This is a genomic window from Peribacillus psychrosaccharolyticus ATCC 23296 (assembly GCF_000305495.1).
Classification (GTDB): Bacteria; Bacillota; Bacilli; order Bacillales; family DSM-1321; genus Peribacillus; species Peribacillus psychrosaccharolyticus.
The window spans coordinates 12,647-25,509 of record NZ_AJTN02000222.1 but is presented as its reverse complement, the minus strand read 5'-3'; the positions used below and the strand labels follow the sequence as shown (position 1 = coordinate 25,509).

At 38.6% G+C, this 12,863-nt stretch carries 16 protein-coding genes and 1 pseudogene; 3 read left to right on the top strand and 14 right to left on the bottom strand.

All coding sequences use genetic code 11. The annotated features are described in order from the left end of the window. Positions 1 to 56 precede the first annotated feature (56 nt). Together WYK_RS16820 and WYK_RS26375 are read right to left on the bottom strand one after the other, a co-directional pair. The gene (locus WYK_RS16820) at positions 57 to 1,028 is read right to left on the bottom strand and encodes a S66 peptidase family protein (protein ID WP_040375633.1); all 972 of its coding nucleotides are present in this window, start codon (positions 1,026 to 1,028) and stop codon (positions 57 to 59) included. Between the two features lie 160 nt (positions 1,029 to 1,188). After that, positions 1,189 to 1,275: pseudogene (locus tag WYK_RS26375) on the bottom strand (YjcZ family sporulation protein); the annotation flags it as partial. A 307-nt stretch (positions 1,276 to 1,582) separates the two neighbouring features. On the opposite strand from WYK_RS26375, the gene WYK_RS16815 reads away from it, so the two are divergent. After that, on the top strand, positions 1,583 to 2,683 hold the full coding sequence (locus tag WYK_RS16815; protein ID WP_051387605.1) for an SGNH/GDSL hydrolase family protein: 1,101 nt from the start codon (positions 1,583 to 1,585) through the stop codon (positions 2,681 to 2,683). A gap of 36 nt (positions 2,684 to 2,719) precedes the next feature. Here the strand turns inward: WYK_RS16815 and msrB are convergent, their stop codons facing one another. Next, complete coding sequence (gene msrB, locus WYK_RS16810; protein ID WP_040375632.1) at positions 2,720 to 3,148, bottom strand: peptide-methionine (R)-S-oxide reductase MsrB; 429 nt, start codon at positions 3,146 to 3,148, stop codon at positions 2,720 to 2,722. 1 nt (position 3,149) lies between these two features. After that, positions 3,150 to 3,677, bottom strand: a complete 528-nt coding sequence (gene msrA, locus WYK_RS16805) for a peptide-methionine (S)-S-oxide reductase MsrA (protein ID WP_040375631.1) — start codon at positions 3,675 to 3,677, stop codon at positions 3,150 to 3,152. 182 nt (positions 3,678 to 3,859) lie between these two features. Between msrA and WYK_RS16800 the strand changes: the two genes are divergently transcribed. Then, complete coding sequence (locus tag WYK_RS16800) at positions 3,860 to 4,615, top strand: DUF4397 domain-containing protein (RefSeq protein WP_040375630.1); 756 nt, start codon at positions 3,860 to 3,862, stop codon at positions 4,613 to 4,615. Between the two features lie 123 nt (positions 4,616 to 4,738). Here WYK_RS16800 and WYK_RS16795 read toward each other — a convergent pair whose 3' ends face one another. The 3 genes from WYK_RS16795 to WYK_RS16785 form a co-directional block, all read right to left on the bottom strand. Continuing rightward, positions 4,739 to 5,317 carry a YpmS family protein gene (locus WYK_RS16795; protein ID WP_152526490.1) on the bottom strand — a complete coding sequence of 193 codons (579 nt, stop codon included), beginning with the start codon at positions 5,315 to 5,317 and terminating at the stop codon, positions 4,739 to 4,741. Beyond that, on the bottom strand, positions 5,307 to 6,149 hold the full coding sequence (locus WYK_RS16790; protein ID WP_040375628.1) for an SGNH/GDSL hydrolase family protein: 843 nt from the start codon (positions 6,147 to 6,149) through the stop codon (positions 5,307 to 5,309). Before WYK_RS16790 ends, WYK_RS16795 begins: the two co-directional genes overlap by 11 nt. Positions 6,150 to 6,266: 117 nt before the next feature. After that, on the bottom strand, positions 6,267 to 6,848 hold the full coding sequence (locus tag WYK_RS16785; protein WP_040375627.1) for an SCO family protein: 582 nt from the start codon (positions 6,846 to 6,848) through the stop codon (positions 6,267 to 6,269). 169 nt (positions 6,849 to 7,017) lie between these two features. On the opposite strand from WYK_RS16785, the gene WYK_RS16780 reads away from it, so the two are divergent. Continuing rightward, complete coding sequence (locus tag WYK_RS16780; RefSeq protein WP_040375626.1) at positions 7,018 to 7,518, top strand: PCYCGC motif-containing (lipo)protein; 501 nt, start codon at positions 7,018 to 7,020, stop codon at positions 7,516 to 7,518. Positions 7,519 to 7,564: 46 nt separating this feature from the next. Here the strand turns inward: WYK_RS16780 and WYK_RS16775 are convergent, their stop codons facing one another. From WYK_RS16775 to WYK_RS16745, 7 genes are all read right to left on the bottom strand, one after another. Then, positions 7,565 to 8,407, bottom strand: a complete 843-nt coding sequence (locus tag WYK_RS16775) for a DegV family protein (protein ID WP_040375625.1) — start codon at positions 8,405 to 8,407, stop codon at positions 7,565 to 7,567. A gap of 199 nt (positions 8,408 to 8,606) precedes the next feature. After that, the gene (locus tag WYK_RS16770) at positions 8,607 to 8,870 is read right to left on the bottom strand and encodes a DUF2535 family protein (RefSeq protein WP_235782542.1); all 264 of its coding nucleotides are present in this window, start codon (positions 8,868 to 8,870) and stop codon (positions 8,607 to 8,609) included. An 83-nt stretch (positions 8,871 to 8,953) separates the two neighbouring features. Beyond that, the gene (gene tatC, locus WYK_RS16765; RefSeq protein WP_040375645.1) at positions 8,954 to 9,697 is read right to left on the bottom strand and encodes a twin-arginine translocase subunit TatC; all 744 of its coding nucleotides are present in this window, start codon (positions 9,695 to 9,697) and stop codon (positions 8,954 to 8,956) included. Positions 9,698 to 9,784: 87 nt separating this feature from the next. Beyond that, positions 9,785 to 9,979, bottom strand: coding sequence for a twin-arginine translocase TatA/TatE family subunit (gene tatA / locus WYK_RS16760; RefSeq protein ID WP_040375624.1), 195 nt, complete (start codon positions 9,977 to 9,979; stop codon positions 9,785 to 9,787). Positions 9,980 to 10,093: 114 nt separating this feature from the next. Continuing rightward, positions 10,094 to 11,362 (bottom strand): threonine ammonia-lyase IlvA, encoded by a 1,269-nt coding sequence (gene ilvA, locus WYK_RS16755; RefSeq protein ID WP_040375623.1) that lies wholly within the window; start codon positions 11,360 to 11,362, stop codon positions 10,094 to 10,096. A 211-nt stretch (positions 11,363 to 11,573) separates the two neighbouring features. Then, positions 11,574 to 12,059: a dihydrofolate reductase gene (locus WYK_RS16750; protein WP_040375622.1), complete on the bottom strand. Its 486-nt coding sequence runs from the start codon at positions 12,057 to 12,059 to the stop codon at positions 11,574 to 11,576. After that, positions 12,056 to 12,850 (bottom strand): thymidylate synthase, encoded by a 795-nt coding sequence (locus tag WYK_RS16745; RefSeq protein WP_040375621.1) that lies wholly within the window; start codon positions 12,848 to 12,850, stop codon positions 12,056 to 12,058. Before WYK_RS16745 ends, WYK_RS16750 begins: the two co-directional genes overlap by 4 nt. Positions 12,851 to 12,863: the final 13 nt, after the last annotated feature.

Genomic DNA, 12,863 nt, shown 5'->3' with positions numbered 1-12,863 from the left:
CTAATAAAGAAAGAATACCCTGCCGATTGCGGCAGGGTATTCTTTGCTTGGTAATCTTATAGAATCTTAACAGTTGCTTTCCCATGAAAAGCTTCAATAACGGCCCTTCCGCCAATTGGGATTGTGGCAAATGGTGATACATGTCCAAAGTTAGCATTGGTAATCACAGGAATTCCCTGTAATTCTCGTTTTGTGGCAATAATTTGTTGTAACGCATATTCAGTCATCCCAGATTCCTTTTGAAAACGTCCAATGACGACCGCTTTTATTCCACTTGCACCCGGTTGATGAAGAAGAGACTGTAGATCACGATCAAAGGTAAATGGATGAATTTCATTATCATCCTCAATAAATAGAATGCTATTGTCAAGCGAAGGCATGAATTCAGTTCCTTGTAATAGATTCATTGTACATAAATTACCGCCAATGATTGTCCCTTCAGCACGTCCTTCCTGTAGAACGCCATAGCCATTATTAATATGGAATGTACGGTTTTCTTGATCAAGGTACCAGGAGTCGTCACTCCATGTTTCACTAGGTTCAATTATATACTCTTTTTCAGTCATAGCTGCTTGTTTAAAAGAATCCAATGTATATTCAAAACCTGATTTCATTCCGAATGAAGAAAAATGCGGTCCAGAATAGGTAATTAACCCTGTTTTTTGATATATTGCGAGTGTAATTGCCGTAATATCACTGTAACCGATTAGGAACTTGGGATTGCTTTTAATTAATTCATAATCAAGATAACCCAATAATTGATTGGCGTTGTACCCTCCAATTGCCGTAAATATCGCTTTGACATTTTGATCAGCGAATGCTTCATGAATGTCAGCAATCCGATCTTCCACTGAATTGGAGAAAAAATCATCATGCTCCATTACTGTTCTTCCATAGGTAACAATAAAGCCTAGCTCTGTTAAACGTTCTTCTGCAATCCGTCTTTGCTCCCCCTTAACAATAGCTAAACTACGTGATGGTGCAAGTACACGAATCTCATCTCCTGCTTTCAATCTTTCAGGCAGCATGTCTCTCCAGCTCCATTTTCCGTATGTATTTTTACAATTTCACTATTTCCAAGTTTAGGCTATTATAGCAGAAATCAAGAAGGCAAAAAAGACACGCTGACGGTATTTTTTTAAAGAATTAAAGCCAGCACATATTAAATGGCTGGCTTTAAAACTAATATTAGTAGTTACAGAATGAAGCACCAATAATGATTAAAAGAATGAACAATACAACGATTAAAGCAAAGCCGCCGCCGAAGCCGCCGCCGCCATATCCGTATCCGCCGCCACAGCCGCCGCCGTAACCTCCGCCGTATCCGCCGCCATATCCGCCACCATATCCTCCGTACATATATACTTCCACTCCTTTGTTAATATCTCACTACATCCTTACCATATGTAAACACGCCTGTATCGGACTGTGCATTCGCCCATTTTTGTAATAAGAAAAATATGCACACTCTCAACTAGGTAGATATTACCGAATAACTTGATAAAAAAAGTAAATGTTTACATATACCTATTTTCCTTTTTAAGGTTATAATAAGATGGAATAATACGTTGGGGGAAAAATGTTGCATAAAAGAAAAAAATTACTGCCGCTCGTCTCTTTTGTCATGCTCGTATTTTTATTTAGCTTATTTCTGTTTCAAGATATGGCTGAAACATATGGTTCTAATGGAAATAAGACCGGATACGAGAAACTGCTTAACGGTAAGCCTATACGCTATTTAATTATTGGAGACAGTATTGGACGTAGTTCAGGGGCAGAAACTCCTCAACAAACATGGTTTACCATGCTTGAAAAGAAAATCAAGTCGACATATGGGTCTTCTAGTAAAAGTGATAAAATCGTACAAAGCGGTTCAACTGCTTTTGAAGGCTTTTTTAAATTCTCAATAAGTGACATCTCACCTAATCAAGACTTCGTATTCATTGTTTTTGGTGAAAATGATCGAAAATATATGTCAGCTGATCAGTTTATGCAGCAATATGAAGGGTTATTACGACACGTTAAAAAAACCTTCCCACGAGCAGATATCGTTACCATAACGGAAAGCTCTTTGAAAAATGACCAGTTTGCACAAGTAATAAACGTACTTTCCGACCATTACCACACAACTCATATTGATATGAGACCCGTTTTCGCTGATTCTGGCCAAACGGAAAAACAATTAACTAAGGACGGTATTCATCCAAATAGCGCTGGGTATCAGCTTTATACAGATACCATTTTTAGAGCGTTAGAAAAAAATGCATCTGCCAATAAACAGATTTCTAAACTGCCGAGTCCGTTAGATCAAGATGTTGATTTCTCATTCAAAACGGTGGAAAATCCCGATGTAATGGACGGCTTTTTCAAGCAGGGAAGCTATTTACAAAGTGAAAAAAAAGCGACTTCCATAACCTACCACTTTACAGGCACGATGCTTGGTCTGCAGGTGCTTCGCAGCCCCGATGGGGGAGAAATCACTGTATTTATCGATGGTAAAAAGACCGTAGAGCTTAGTACATGGTGGCCGTTTGCCCGAGAACGATTTATTTATGTTGCCAGCTCCCTTTCTGAAGGTCCGCATACCGTCCGTTTTGAGGTATCAGGAACACGGTCAGGGTTTAACCAAAGTAATCAATCCGTGGTGCGTATTGCTGCCATAATTACAAAAGAAAATCCCTGACATATACTTGTCAGGGATTTTCTTTGTAACATCTATTTACATAAAAAACTTTTTATACTCACTGTAGCCTTCTTTTTCAAGATCAGCAACTGGTACAAAACGAATAGCTGCTGAATTAATGCAATATCGTAAGCCGCTGGGACCAGGACCATCATTGAACACATGACCTAAATGTGAATCAGCTGTTTTGCTGCGAACCTCTATCCGGCGCATTCCATAGCTTGTATCACTTTTTTCAATAACCTCTTCGTCTTCAATTGGCTTCGTAAAACTCGGCCAGCCACAGGACGAATCAAATTTATCCTTAGAGGTAAACAGCGGATTTCCCGAGACAATATCTACATAGATCCCTTCACCCTTATGGTTCCAGTATTCATTTCTGAATGCCGGCTCTGTTCCATTATTCTGTGTTACTTCATATTGGATAGGTGTTAACTTCTGCTTTAAATTTTCTTTATCAGTCATTTCATTTCCCCCAATGTCTTTCAATATAGCCGGCTCTGCCTGACCCGACTCGATACGCATTATAATGGGCTGGTTGTTTTTTATAATAATCTTGATGATAGGTTTCTGCTGGATAAAAGACTGCAGCAGGCAAAATAGGTGTAACGATCGGTTTTGAGAAACGTCTGCTTTGACTCAATTTTTCCTTAGAAGCCTCTGCCGTTTGTTTTTGTTGTTCAGAGTGATAAAAGATGGCTGTTTGATATGAACTTCCTCTGTCCCCAAATTGCCCTCCTTCATCGGTTGGATCAATTTGCTGCCAAAATAATTCCACTAGCTTTTCGTAGGGAAATATCTCTGGATTATACGTAATTTGTACTGCCTCATAGTGGCCTGTCCTATCACTGCAAACTTCTTCATAGGTTGGGTTTTCCGTAGTTCCCCCTGTGTATCCTGAGAAAACAGATTCTATTCCAGGCTGTTCATGAAAAGGCTTCACCATACACCAAAAACAGCCGCCCGCAAAGGTTGCTTTTTCTAAATTTGGCAAGAATCTTCATCCTCCATTCCTATTCCCAGCCAATTCTGGCTTTTAAAGCATTTTAACGCTTTTTCACCTTCGTGTAAAATAATCTGCCGTTCCGATTTCGAGAAAGGCTTTTCATTGTTCACAACTTTTGAAAGTTGGGCATATGCTGGGTACGAAAAGATGGAAAGATAGGAGCGAGAGTAATGCCGAATAGAAATATGGATGAATACCTTCATAAAGCAGCCAAATACGACACGCTTTCAAACTATTTTAAATACAGTAATCCCAATCTGCATATTCAATATTATTACAAACATCTAGAAAACATCGCCAAGGCTCTTGAGCAAGATCGAGATCACATAATGCATTCCTCTAACGAACCAGGGAATCTTCGGCTTTTGCATGCAGCACCAAACGCAGGCAATGTTGATATTTATGTCAATGAAACAAAGATCTTTAGTAATTACCCTTACCAAAGACTAAGTGAATACTTGTCACTTCCTGCAGGCAAATATCAGGTCGACGTCTATCCTGCCGGTAATCAAACCAATACGGTTTTAAGTCAACGAATCATGGTTGAGCCCCGTCAATCTGTTACGCTTGCGGTTACAGTGAAAGATAAAAAATTTAAACTAGTATCCATACCAGACACCATTCAAGTACCTATGGGAGAAGCCGCGCTGCGTATCGTCCACCTTTCCCCAGATGCTCCTGAAGTGGATATAGGCATAAAAGATGGTGCAGCTATTTTTAAAGAACTAGCTTATCGAAAAAACACGAACTATCTTGCCATCACGCCAACGACAGCAGATTTAGAAGTGAGAGCTGCTGGAACAAACCAAGTCGTTCTACCGCTAAATAAATTAGAATTCAAACCTGGTACACCGTATACGATCTACATTATTGGTCTTGCGAGCGGAGGAACACCGAATCTCCAAGCTGTTATTACAAGTCCTTGACTACCATACCTAATCAACGCCGTTTTTGTTTCCCTTACACAGCTCCAAAAACACAAAAGAATGCCATCCTCCAGGACGGCATTCTTTTGTGTTTTCTTAACAGACTAACAGGTATATAGTGTCCTAGAGTGATGGAACAGATAGAATAAAGGAGATATCATCATTTTCCAGATCAAATTTTTTGGCTTTTACTTTAATATCACTTTTTAGTTTCATATTTTGTAAGGAAACATAGATTTGTTTTTGATTTGGTTGAATGGTTACCCAATCAGGTGTTTTGAACTGTTTATTGATAAAATTCATGACGTATGAAACAGGCAGCCCCATCTGTCCGAGACTAATCGTTTTTTGAACAAGAACCAAATCGCCGTTTTTCTGAGCAATTGGTTCAAAGGTAAGTTTCAGTTCAACTTCTCTTCCAAACATCTTTACGGTTCCGAATAACTCTACTTCATCTGTTAACAAAACTTCATAATTTATAATGCCTGTGAAGCCTTCCTTCTCCAGATATTGAGCAATCAGCAGATTAAGATCTTCTCGATTGGCATGAACCTGAAATTCGATATCATCGTTCTGTACAAGCTTCTCTGAGATAGGCTCATCTTTTACAGGTAAACTAATTAACAAGAATACGGTTATGATGCCGATTATATTCAAGGCAGCTAACGCTATAAATAATGTTTTCCATTTTCTAGTTGTCAACGTTCTCATCCCCTTTAGTGCTTGCAGCCAGCGCATCACCTAAAGACATGATATCTAAATGATTGTATATTCGATCGGCAATCAATTGATACCCTAGGTCATTCGGATGAAAGTAATCTTCTGTATATAATACTTCGGCTGTTGTGCCCGTAAAAATATCACCTATATTAACATAATACGCCTCGTCATATTCGCTGACGATCCGTTCGCTGCTTTTATTCCACTCCTCCATAATCGTATCAAATTCACCAAATCCTGTGAACCATTGTGAAAATGGATTATAGACGCCTACTAAATATATATGTGTATCCTGATTATATAATCGAACTTTTTCAATGATTTGTTTTAATCTTAATTCATACCCTTTTCTGGCATCATTAAACTGATCCATCTTCAACTCAGAAAAATGGTTACGGACAACCTTCATAATATCATTACCGCCTATGGTAATCACAACCGCATCTGCTTTTTCAATACTCCCTTTAATAGCAGTTGAATCCAGCCGTTTCAAAAGCTGATCAGATCGATTTCCTTTTACACCGAAGTTATCCATCTTTACCGAGGTAATTGTCGGTTCGCTTTCAAGACTTTCTTTCAAATATGGAAGATACCCGCCTGCATCCTTACTATCTCCAACTCCCGCTGTTAATGAATCTCCCACTGAAACGATTTCAACTGGATCAGGAAAGAAGGTAACCGGAATGTTTTTCTTTTCACTTAATTCAAGCCGACTCTTTGGAACATTATTCTCTGAGTCTAATGCATGCCGATTGTGTGAACAAGCTGAAATCAGAACTAAGCTAACTAACAGACTGATGTATTTACTCTTCATCCTCTTCCACCACCCCTTATACTCCTATTATTATATCACGAAAAAACAATACGAACCGCCCATATACGCTCACTTTTCCCAACAAGGCAAACAAAAAAACAGACCTAAGGGCCTGTCTTAATAATTCTGTAAGATCTTGATATGTTTAATGATCTCTTCGTACGGCACATCCTTCGTCCCTGAATAATCCTGTATGATAGTCCCCTCTTGATCCACCAAGTAGAACGTTGTACCATGGATAACCTGAGTTTCATTCTCTGGCTTTTTCACGAGTGTTTTGAAATTATCAAAAGCAAATTTTTCTATTTCAGCTTGGCTGTATCCAGTAAGAAAATGCCAATTAGAAAGATCTGCATTCATCTTTGTTCCATAATTTTTTAATACGTCCGGCTTGTCCGTTTCAGGGTCAACAGAAAAAGAAACGAATTCAACATCCTTAATCCCTTCATCCTTTAATTGTTGCTGAAGTTTAATTAAATTTGCTGTCATTGGCAGACATACCGTCGTACAATTTGTAAAAATAAAATCCGCAACCCAAACTTTTCCTTTTAAATCAGATTTAGAGAAATCCTTCCCATTCTGATCAATAAAACTAAAATCTTCTGTTTCCCAGTTATTCGCGTTAGGAACTTCTTTTGAACCGCATGCCGACACCAGCAATGTCATCATAAGTATCATGAGCATTGGGAGCTTTTTCATATTTTCCCCGCCTTTAATAGTCTATATTCTACTATACTTTCTCATTTTATCAGAGTGCTGCACCACAGGAAAGAACAATACAATTACGCTGCAAACTTTGCTAATAAAAAGCAAACATGGCAGTAACTATGTTACGATATATTTTCAACGAGTAAAAAGGAGAAAAATCATGAACATTCAATCTACACTCATTACCAGTTTATTCACAGTCTCCATTCTATTAAGCGGCTGTGGTACACAATCAAGCTCTGATTCTACAGATACGGAAAGCCACTCTCACCACGCTGAAAATGGAGACCTGCAAGAAGAGACCGCATCCACTTCTGTACTACCTGCTTTTCTTGAAAAAAAAGATAAAGCAATTAAAACCATCTATGCAGAAGCCGGACAGCACCAACGTCTATTAGAAAACATGCCTTGTTATTGCGGCTGCGGAGAGTCAGCAGGTCATCTGAATAACTATGACTGCTTTGTCTTTGAAAACAAGAAAAATGGACAGGTAGTTTGGGATGATCACGGTACCCGATGCGGTGTTTGTCTGCAAATTGCTGCTGATTCCATTGCCATGGAAAACGAAGGAAAAACCGTTAAAGACATTCGACTAGCAATCGATGAAAAATATGCTGACGGGTATGCAAATCCGACTCCTACCCCGATTCCAGAAAAATAATCAACAAAAAGAACGTCTGGTTAAGAAACCAGATGTTCTTTTTAAATCAATCCCAATAATACATAATAGCAAAAGCACCCTCACCAGTATGTGTGCTGATAACCGGGGTTGTCTCTTCAATCTTAATATCATGGAAACCTGATTCTTCAGCAATCGCTTCCCTTACCTTACCTGCTATACCTAGGCCATTTGCATGAACCATTCCGATACCTGAGAGTTTCTTACCAGCTGTATCTTCTCGGAATTTCTTCAAAACAAATTTAATTACCTGAGAATGACTTCTAGCTTTAGAAACTGGATTCAGGACTCCTCCTTCAAGAAGAGCAATCGGTTTAATATTGAGGAGCGTCCCGAGAAAAGCAGATACTTTCCCAATTCTACCGCCTTTTACTAAATTCTCTAATGTATCAATCATAATAATTAAGCTTGTATTCTCTCTAATTTTCTCTAACCGCTCAATAATTTCGGATGCGCTCTTGCCCTCATTCGCCATTTTTGCGGCTTCGATTACTTGAAAAGATAAAGCTTTGGAGATGAATTTTGAATCCACTACCAGTACATTTGAATCTGACATACTCGCAGCACTTTCAGCACCTTGTACAGTCCCGCTCATCCCCCCGGTCATGTGAATAGAAATAATGTCACTTCCATCCTGACCCAGCCGATTATACGTTTCTAGGAAAACTCCCGCAGTCGGCTGTGAGCTTTTAGGGAGTTCTTTTGCATTTCTCATTCTTCGTAAAAATTCATCTTGTTCTATTTCTATTTTGTCTAAAAATACCTCGTCATTAATAGAAATTGATAAGGGTACCATTTCAATGTCATATTTTTCGAGCTCTTGGGGAGTCATATCAACAGTTGAATCCGTGACTATTTTTACCTTGCCCACAATTTCACATCCTTATGTTAACAATACACTATGTATTATACCTGTTCAGTAGGTCCATTCAAACAAAATGTTAGACAATTATATGTATTTCATGCCCGTCGATAAAAAAAGGCCATCGCTCAGTCCATCGTAATGAAAAAAAGAAATCAAAAATTGATACCTTTTATCCATTCTGGTGGACTAAACCATGGCGTTTACCTTAAGCATTATGCTGCAGTTCATCTGCAAAGAGTTCTTTGTACTCAGGCCATCTCAATACAGATAACAAGTATTCCTTAAAGGAATACGACGCTTTATATTCTTTCTTCCTATAAATCTCATTCACGAACATTTCAAGACGAGCATTTACCATGAAGCAAGCACAATTCTCGGATACTAAAACTGGTATTTCTGTAATAGTCACCTTATGTCCAAGATAATTTCTGAACTCTAGGCTTTTAAACAGCACAGTATCAATCCTCATTTTCTCCCGATTACTCATTATTATACACAATCCTGGAGGACCTTTACATGTTTAATTCGGAATAAAACCAAATTCATACCAAGCTATTCCCCAATAACCTCTTGTTCTGATTTAGCCTCTCGCCTTTGTTTTCGTTTAAAAACAATTTTAGACAGCGAAATACTAATTTCATAAAGGAACAGCAGCGGTACTGTGACAATAAAATCAGACATAAAGTCCGGAGGAGTAATCGTGACCGCGATAAGAACCAACACAAAGTAAGCATATTTCCGCAGTTTTTGAAGTACGAAGGGATTAATAATCCCAATAGATGTCAAGAACATGGTTACAACCGGCAATTCAAATAGAATCGCAAATGGAACCGTCATATTTAAGACAAATCCGAAATACTTTTCTGCAGTGAAGGTAGTTTCAAACATGCCCTCACCTAATCCAAGAAGAAAATCAAGAATCATCGGCAAGATGACAAAATAGCCAAACGCAAGTCCTCCGAGAAATAGAAGGAACAACGCTGGTATATAAGCTAGGGTTGCTTTCACTTCATTCTCCAACAGTGCTGGTTTCACAAACAGCCAAATCTGCATGGCTAGCACGGGTATCGTGATCGCAATAGCTATAACGGTCGCCAGCATAAAGTAAATCCAGATAATTTCACTGGGTCCAAGCACTAGTAATTTAACATCTAGGTCCTTGACCAGCCATTTGTAAATATCTTCGACATAAATAAACCCGATAATAAAAGATAGAAGAAAAATGGAAACTGTAATTATTAATCTCTTTCTGAGCTCCTCAAGATGTTCAATGAGGTTTAAATCTTTTTCTGCCATATTAATCACGCCTTTAGTTAATCTACATTTCATACCATTCAGTAAAAAGGGTGTAAGATTAATCATCTCACACCACATTATCTATAATTATTTTACTACGTCTTTCTTTTCGTCCTTCACATCATCATCATCATCTTTTGTTAGTTCACGCGTAGACTTTTTGAATTCCTGTAAGGTTTGGCCAAAGGCTCGTCCGATTTCAGGAAGTTTTTTTGGTCCAAAAATAATAAGTACCAAAACTAATAGAAGTATCAATCCTGGTATACCAATGTTTGAAAACATTCATACATCCCCTTTGTTTCTTTTTAGCATATTCATCCAAAAAAAGAAGCAAAAGCCTGATGCTCCTGCTTCGTATCTATAATACTCTAACTCCAAGATGAATTCCACCTTTAATTAAATGAGTAAGTTAAATAAACTTGTATCATTATTCACATCAACAAACGGAAAACCCTTCTTGGTCATCCGATCGATTAACTGATCATGGTCCTCTCTGTGCTTCAATTCAATGCCGACCAATGCAGGTCCATCTTCTTTATTATTCTTTTTAGTATATTCAAATCGAGCAATATCATCTTCTGGACCAAGTACTTCGTCAAGAAATTCTCGTAATGCTCCAGCCCGTTGTGGGAAGTTCACGATGAAATAATGGAGTAACCCTTCATATAACAACGATTTTTCTTTAATTTCTTGCATTCTTTCAATATCGTTATTGCCGCCGCTGATAATACAGACGACATTTTTTCCTTTTATCTGTTCCTTATATAAATCCAATCCTGCCACTGAAAGAGCTCCCGCAGGTTCAGCTACAATAGCATGTTCATTATATAGTTCCAAAATAGTTGTACACACTTTTCCTTCCGGTACTGTAATGATTCCTGAAAGAAGGTCTTTACATATATCAAATGTCTTTGCGCCCACATATTTCACGGCTGCACCATCAACGAACGTATCAATTTGATCCAGACCTGTCGGCTTCCCTTGCTCAAACGAATAACTCATCGAAGCAGCCCCTTCAGGCTCTACGCCGATACATTTTGTACTTGGTGATTTCGCATTAAAATAGGAAGACACCCCAGACATTAATCCCCCGCCGCCAATTCCGCCTAAAACAAAATCAATAGGTTCTTCGCAATCATTTAAGATTTCAACAGCAATCGTTCCTTGTCCAGCAATCACCATCTCATCATCAAACGGGTGGATAAACGTCCGCTTTTCTTCTTCCGCACAACGCATTGCTTCTGCAAAGGCATCATCAAATGTATCTCCTGCTAAGATAATTTCAACAAAACCTTTACCAAACATCTTCACTTGCCCGACCTTTTGACGTGGGGTAGTTGCAGGCATATAGACCTTACCCGAAATCCCCATTTGCTGACAGGCAAATGCCACACCCTGCGCATGGTTTCCGGCACTGGCACATACCACGCCGTTCTTCGTTTCCAAAGACGTTAGGGTGTTCATTTTATAGTAAGCCCCTCTAAGTTTAAAAGAGCGTACAAACTGTAAATCTTCTCTCTTTAAAAAGACATTACATTGATATTTTTCTGAAAGGCGCTCATTTTTTTGGAGTGGAGTATGAGAAACTATGTCTTTTAATTCTTGATGAGCAACCAAAATATCCTCAATCTGAACCCATTTTCTGATAGATGTTGTTTGATTCATCCTATCTCCTCGCCTCTTCCTAATAGATAATTCATAAATTATATCATTTTATCTATGATTATCAACAGATTTTTCTAAAAATTCTATTTATTTTTAAAAATAATTAAGAGTGCATCAGAGCCTTGTTCAAGTTGTCCTCCAGTATGTAAAAAAGGCCGTTAGATACAAGGATTCAGATCCCGCTCTAACAGCCGAAATGTTAAGATAAAGTCTAGAGACGTTCTAATATGTTAAAGTCATGCTGATACACATTCAGTTCATCTACTTTCCCTTTAACAGAGGAAGTAACTCGCCACTGATTAGAATCAATTTGCGGGAAATAGGTATCTCCCTCAAAGGTATGATGAATTTGTGTGATATACAGTTTGTCCGTTTCCGGCAGAATCTCCCTGAATATCTCTGCTCCACCTATCACAAATACTTCTTTTTCACATTTGTCAGCATATTCTTTAATCTCTGCGACATTATGCAGTATGACAGCCCCATTAACTTGAAAGCTTTTGTTACGGGTAATAATGATATTTACCCTGCCTGGGAGCAGACGGCCAATGGATTCATACGTTTTCCGGCCCATAACAATAGGGTGGCCCATCGTTACTTTTTTAAAATACTGCAAATCTGCTGGAAGATGCCAAGGCAGCTGATTATCCTTGCCGATCACTCGATTTTCATCCATTGCAAGCATCAGTGAAATCATATACTGACCACTCCCTTGATATGTGGATGTGCATCATAATTTTCGAGTGTAAAATCTTCATATTTAAATGCAAAGATATCTTTCACTTCAGGATTCAGCTTCATGACTGGCAGCGGCAGTGGATCGCGAGTCAGCTGCAGGTTAACTTGATCTATATGATTGTTATAGATATGTACATCTCCAAATGAATGAACAAAGTCTCCCGGCTCCAGATCACATACCTGTGCAACCATCAGTGTTAATAAGGCGTATGAAGCAATATTAAACGGTACACCTAAAAAGACATCAGCGGAACGTTGGTAAAGCTGACAGCTTAGCTTTCCATCTGCAACATAAAATTGAAAGAATGCATGACACGGCGGCAGTGCCATTTCTGGTAATTCACCAACATTCCAGGCATTCACAATCAACCGACGAGAATCCGGATTGTTCTTTATTTGATCAATGACCTCTGAAATTTGATCTATTTGTTTTCCATCTGCAGTTCCCCACGAACGCCATTGATGTCCATAGATAGGGCCCAGATTACCGGATTCATCTGCCCATTCATTCCAAATCCGCACATTATTTTCTTGAAGATACAATACATTGGTATCTCCCTTTAAAAACCATAGTAATTCATGAATAATTGCCTTTAAGCTTAATTTTTTTGTTGTTAGGAGCGGAAATCCCTCTTTAAGGTTAAATCGCATTTGGTAACCGAAGGTACTGATTGTTCCTGTCCCCGTACGATCACCTTTTTCAATCCCATTTTGAAGAACATGATTGCATAAATCTAAATATTGTTTCATGATATCCCACCCT

Coding starts and splice junctions, on each gene's coding strand:
- WYK_RS16785 (WP_040375627.1), bottom strand. CDS start 6,848: ATGAAAAAGCTCCCAATGCTCATGATACTTATGATGACATTGCTGGTG.
- WYK_RS16800 (WP_040375630.1), top strand. CDS start 3,860: ATGCCGAATAGAAATATGGATGAATACCTTCATAAAGCAGCCAAATAC.
- WYK_RS16770 (WP_235782542.1), bottom strand. CDS start 8,870: ATGAGGATTGATACTGTGCTGTTTAAAAGCCTAGAGTTCAGAAATTAT.
- msrB (WP_040375632.1), bottom strand. CDS start 3,148: ATGACTGATAAAGAAAATTTAAAGCAGAAGTTAACACCTATCCAATAT.
- WYK_RS16745 (WP_040375621.1), bottom strand. CDS start 12,850: ATGAAACAATATTTAGATTTATGCAATCATGTTCTTCAAAATGGGATT.
- ilvA (WP_040375623.1), bottom strand. CDS start 11,362: ATGAATCAAACAACATCTATCAGAAAATGGGTTCAGATTGAGGATATT.
- tatA (WP_040375624.1), bottom strand. CDS start 9,979: ATGTTTTCAAACATTGGTATACCAGGATTGATACTTCTATTAGTTTTG.
- WYK_RS16820 (WP_040375633.1), bottom strand. CDS start 1,028: ATGCTGCCTGAAAGATTGAAAGCAGGAGATGAGATTCGTGTACTTGCA.
- tatC (WP_040375645.1), bottom strand. CDS start 9,697: ATGGCAGAAAAAGATTTAAACCTCATTGAACATCTTGAGGAGCTCAGA.
- WYK_RS16780 (WP_040375626.1), top strand. CDS start 7,018: ATGAACATTCAATCTACACTCATTACCAGTTTATTCACAGTCTCCATT.
- WYK_RS16750 (WP_040375622.1), bottom strand. CDS start 12,059: ATGATTTCACTGATGCTTGCAATGGATGAAAATCGAGTGATCGGCAAG.
- WYK_RS16790 (WP_040375628.1), bottom strand. CDS start 6,149: ATGAAGAGTAAATACATCAGTCTGTTAGTTAGCTTAGTTCTGATTTCA.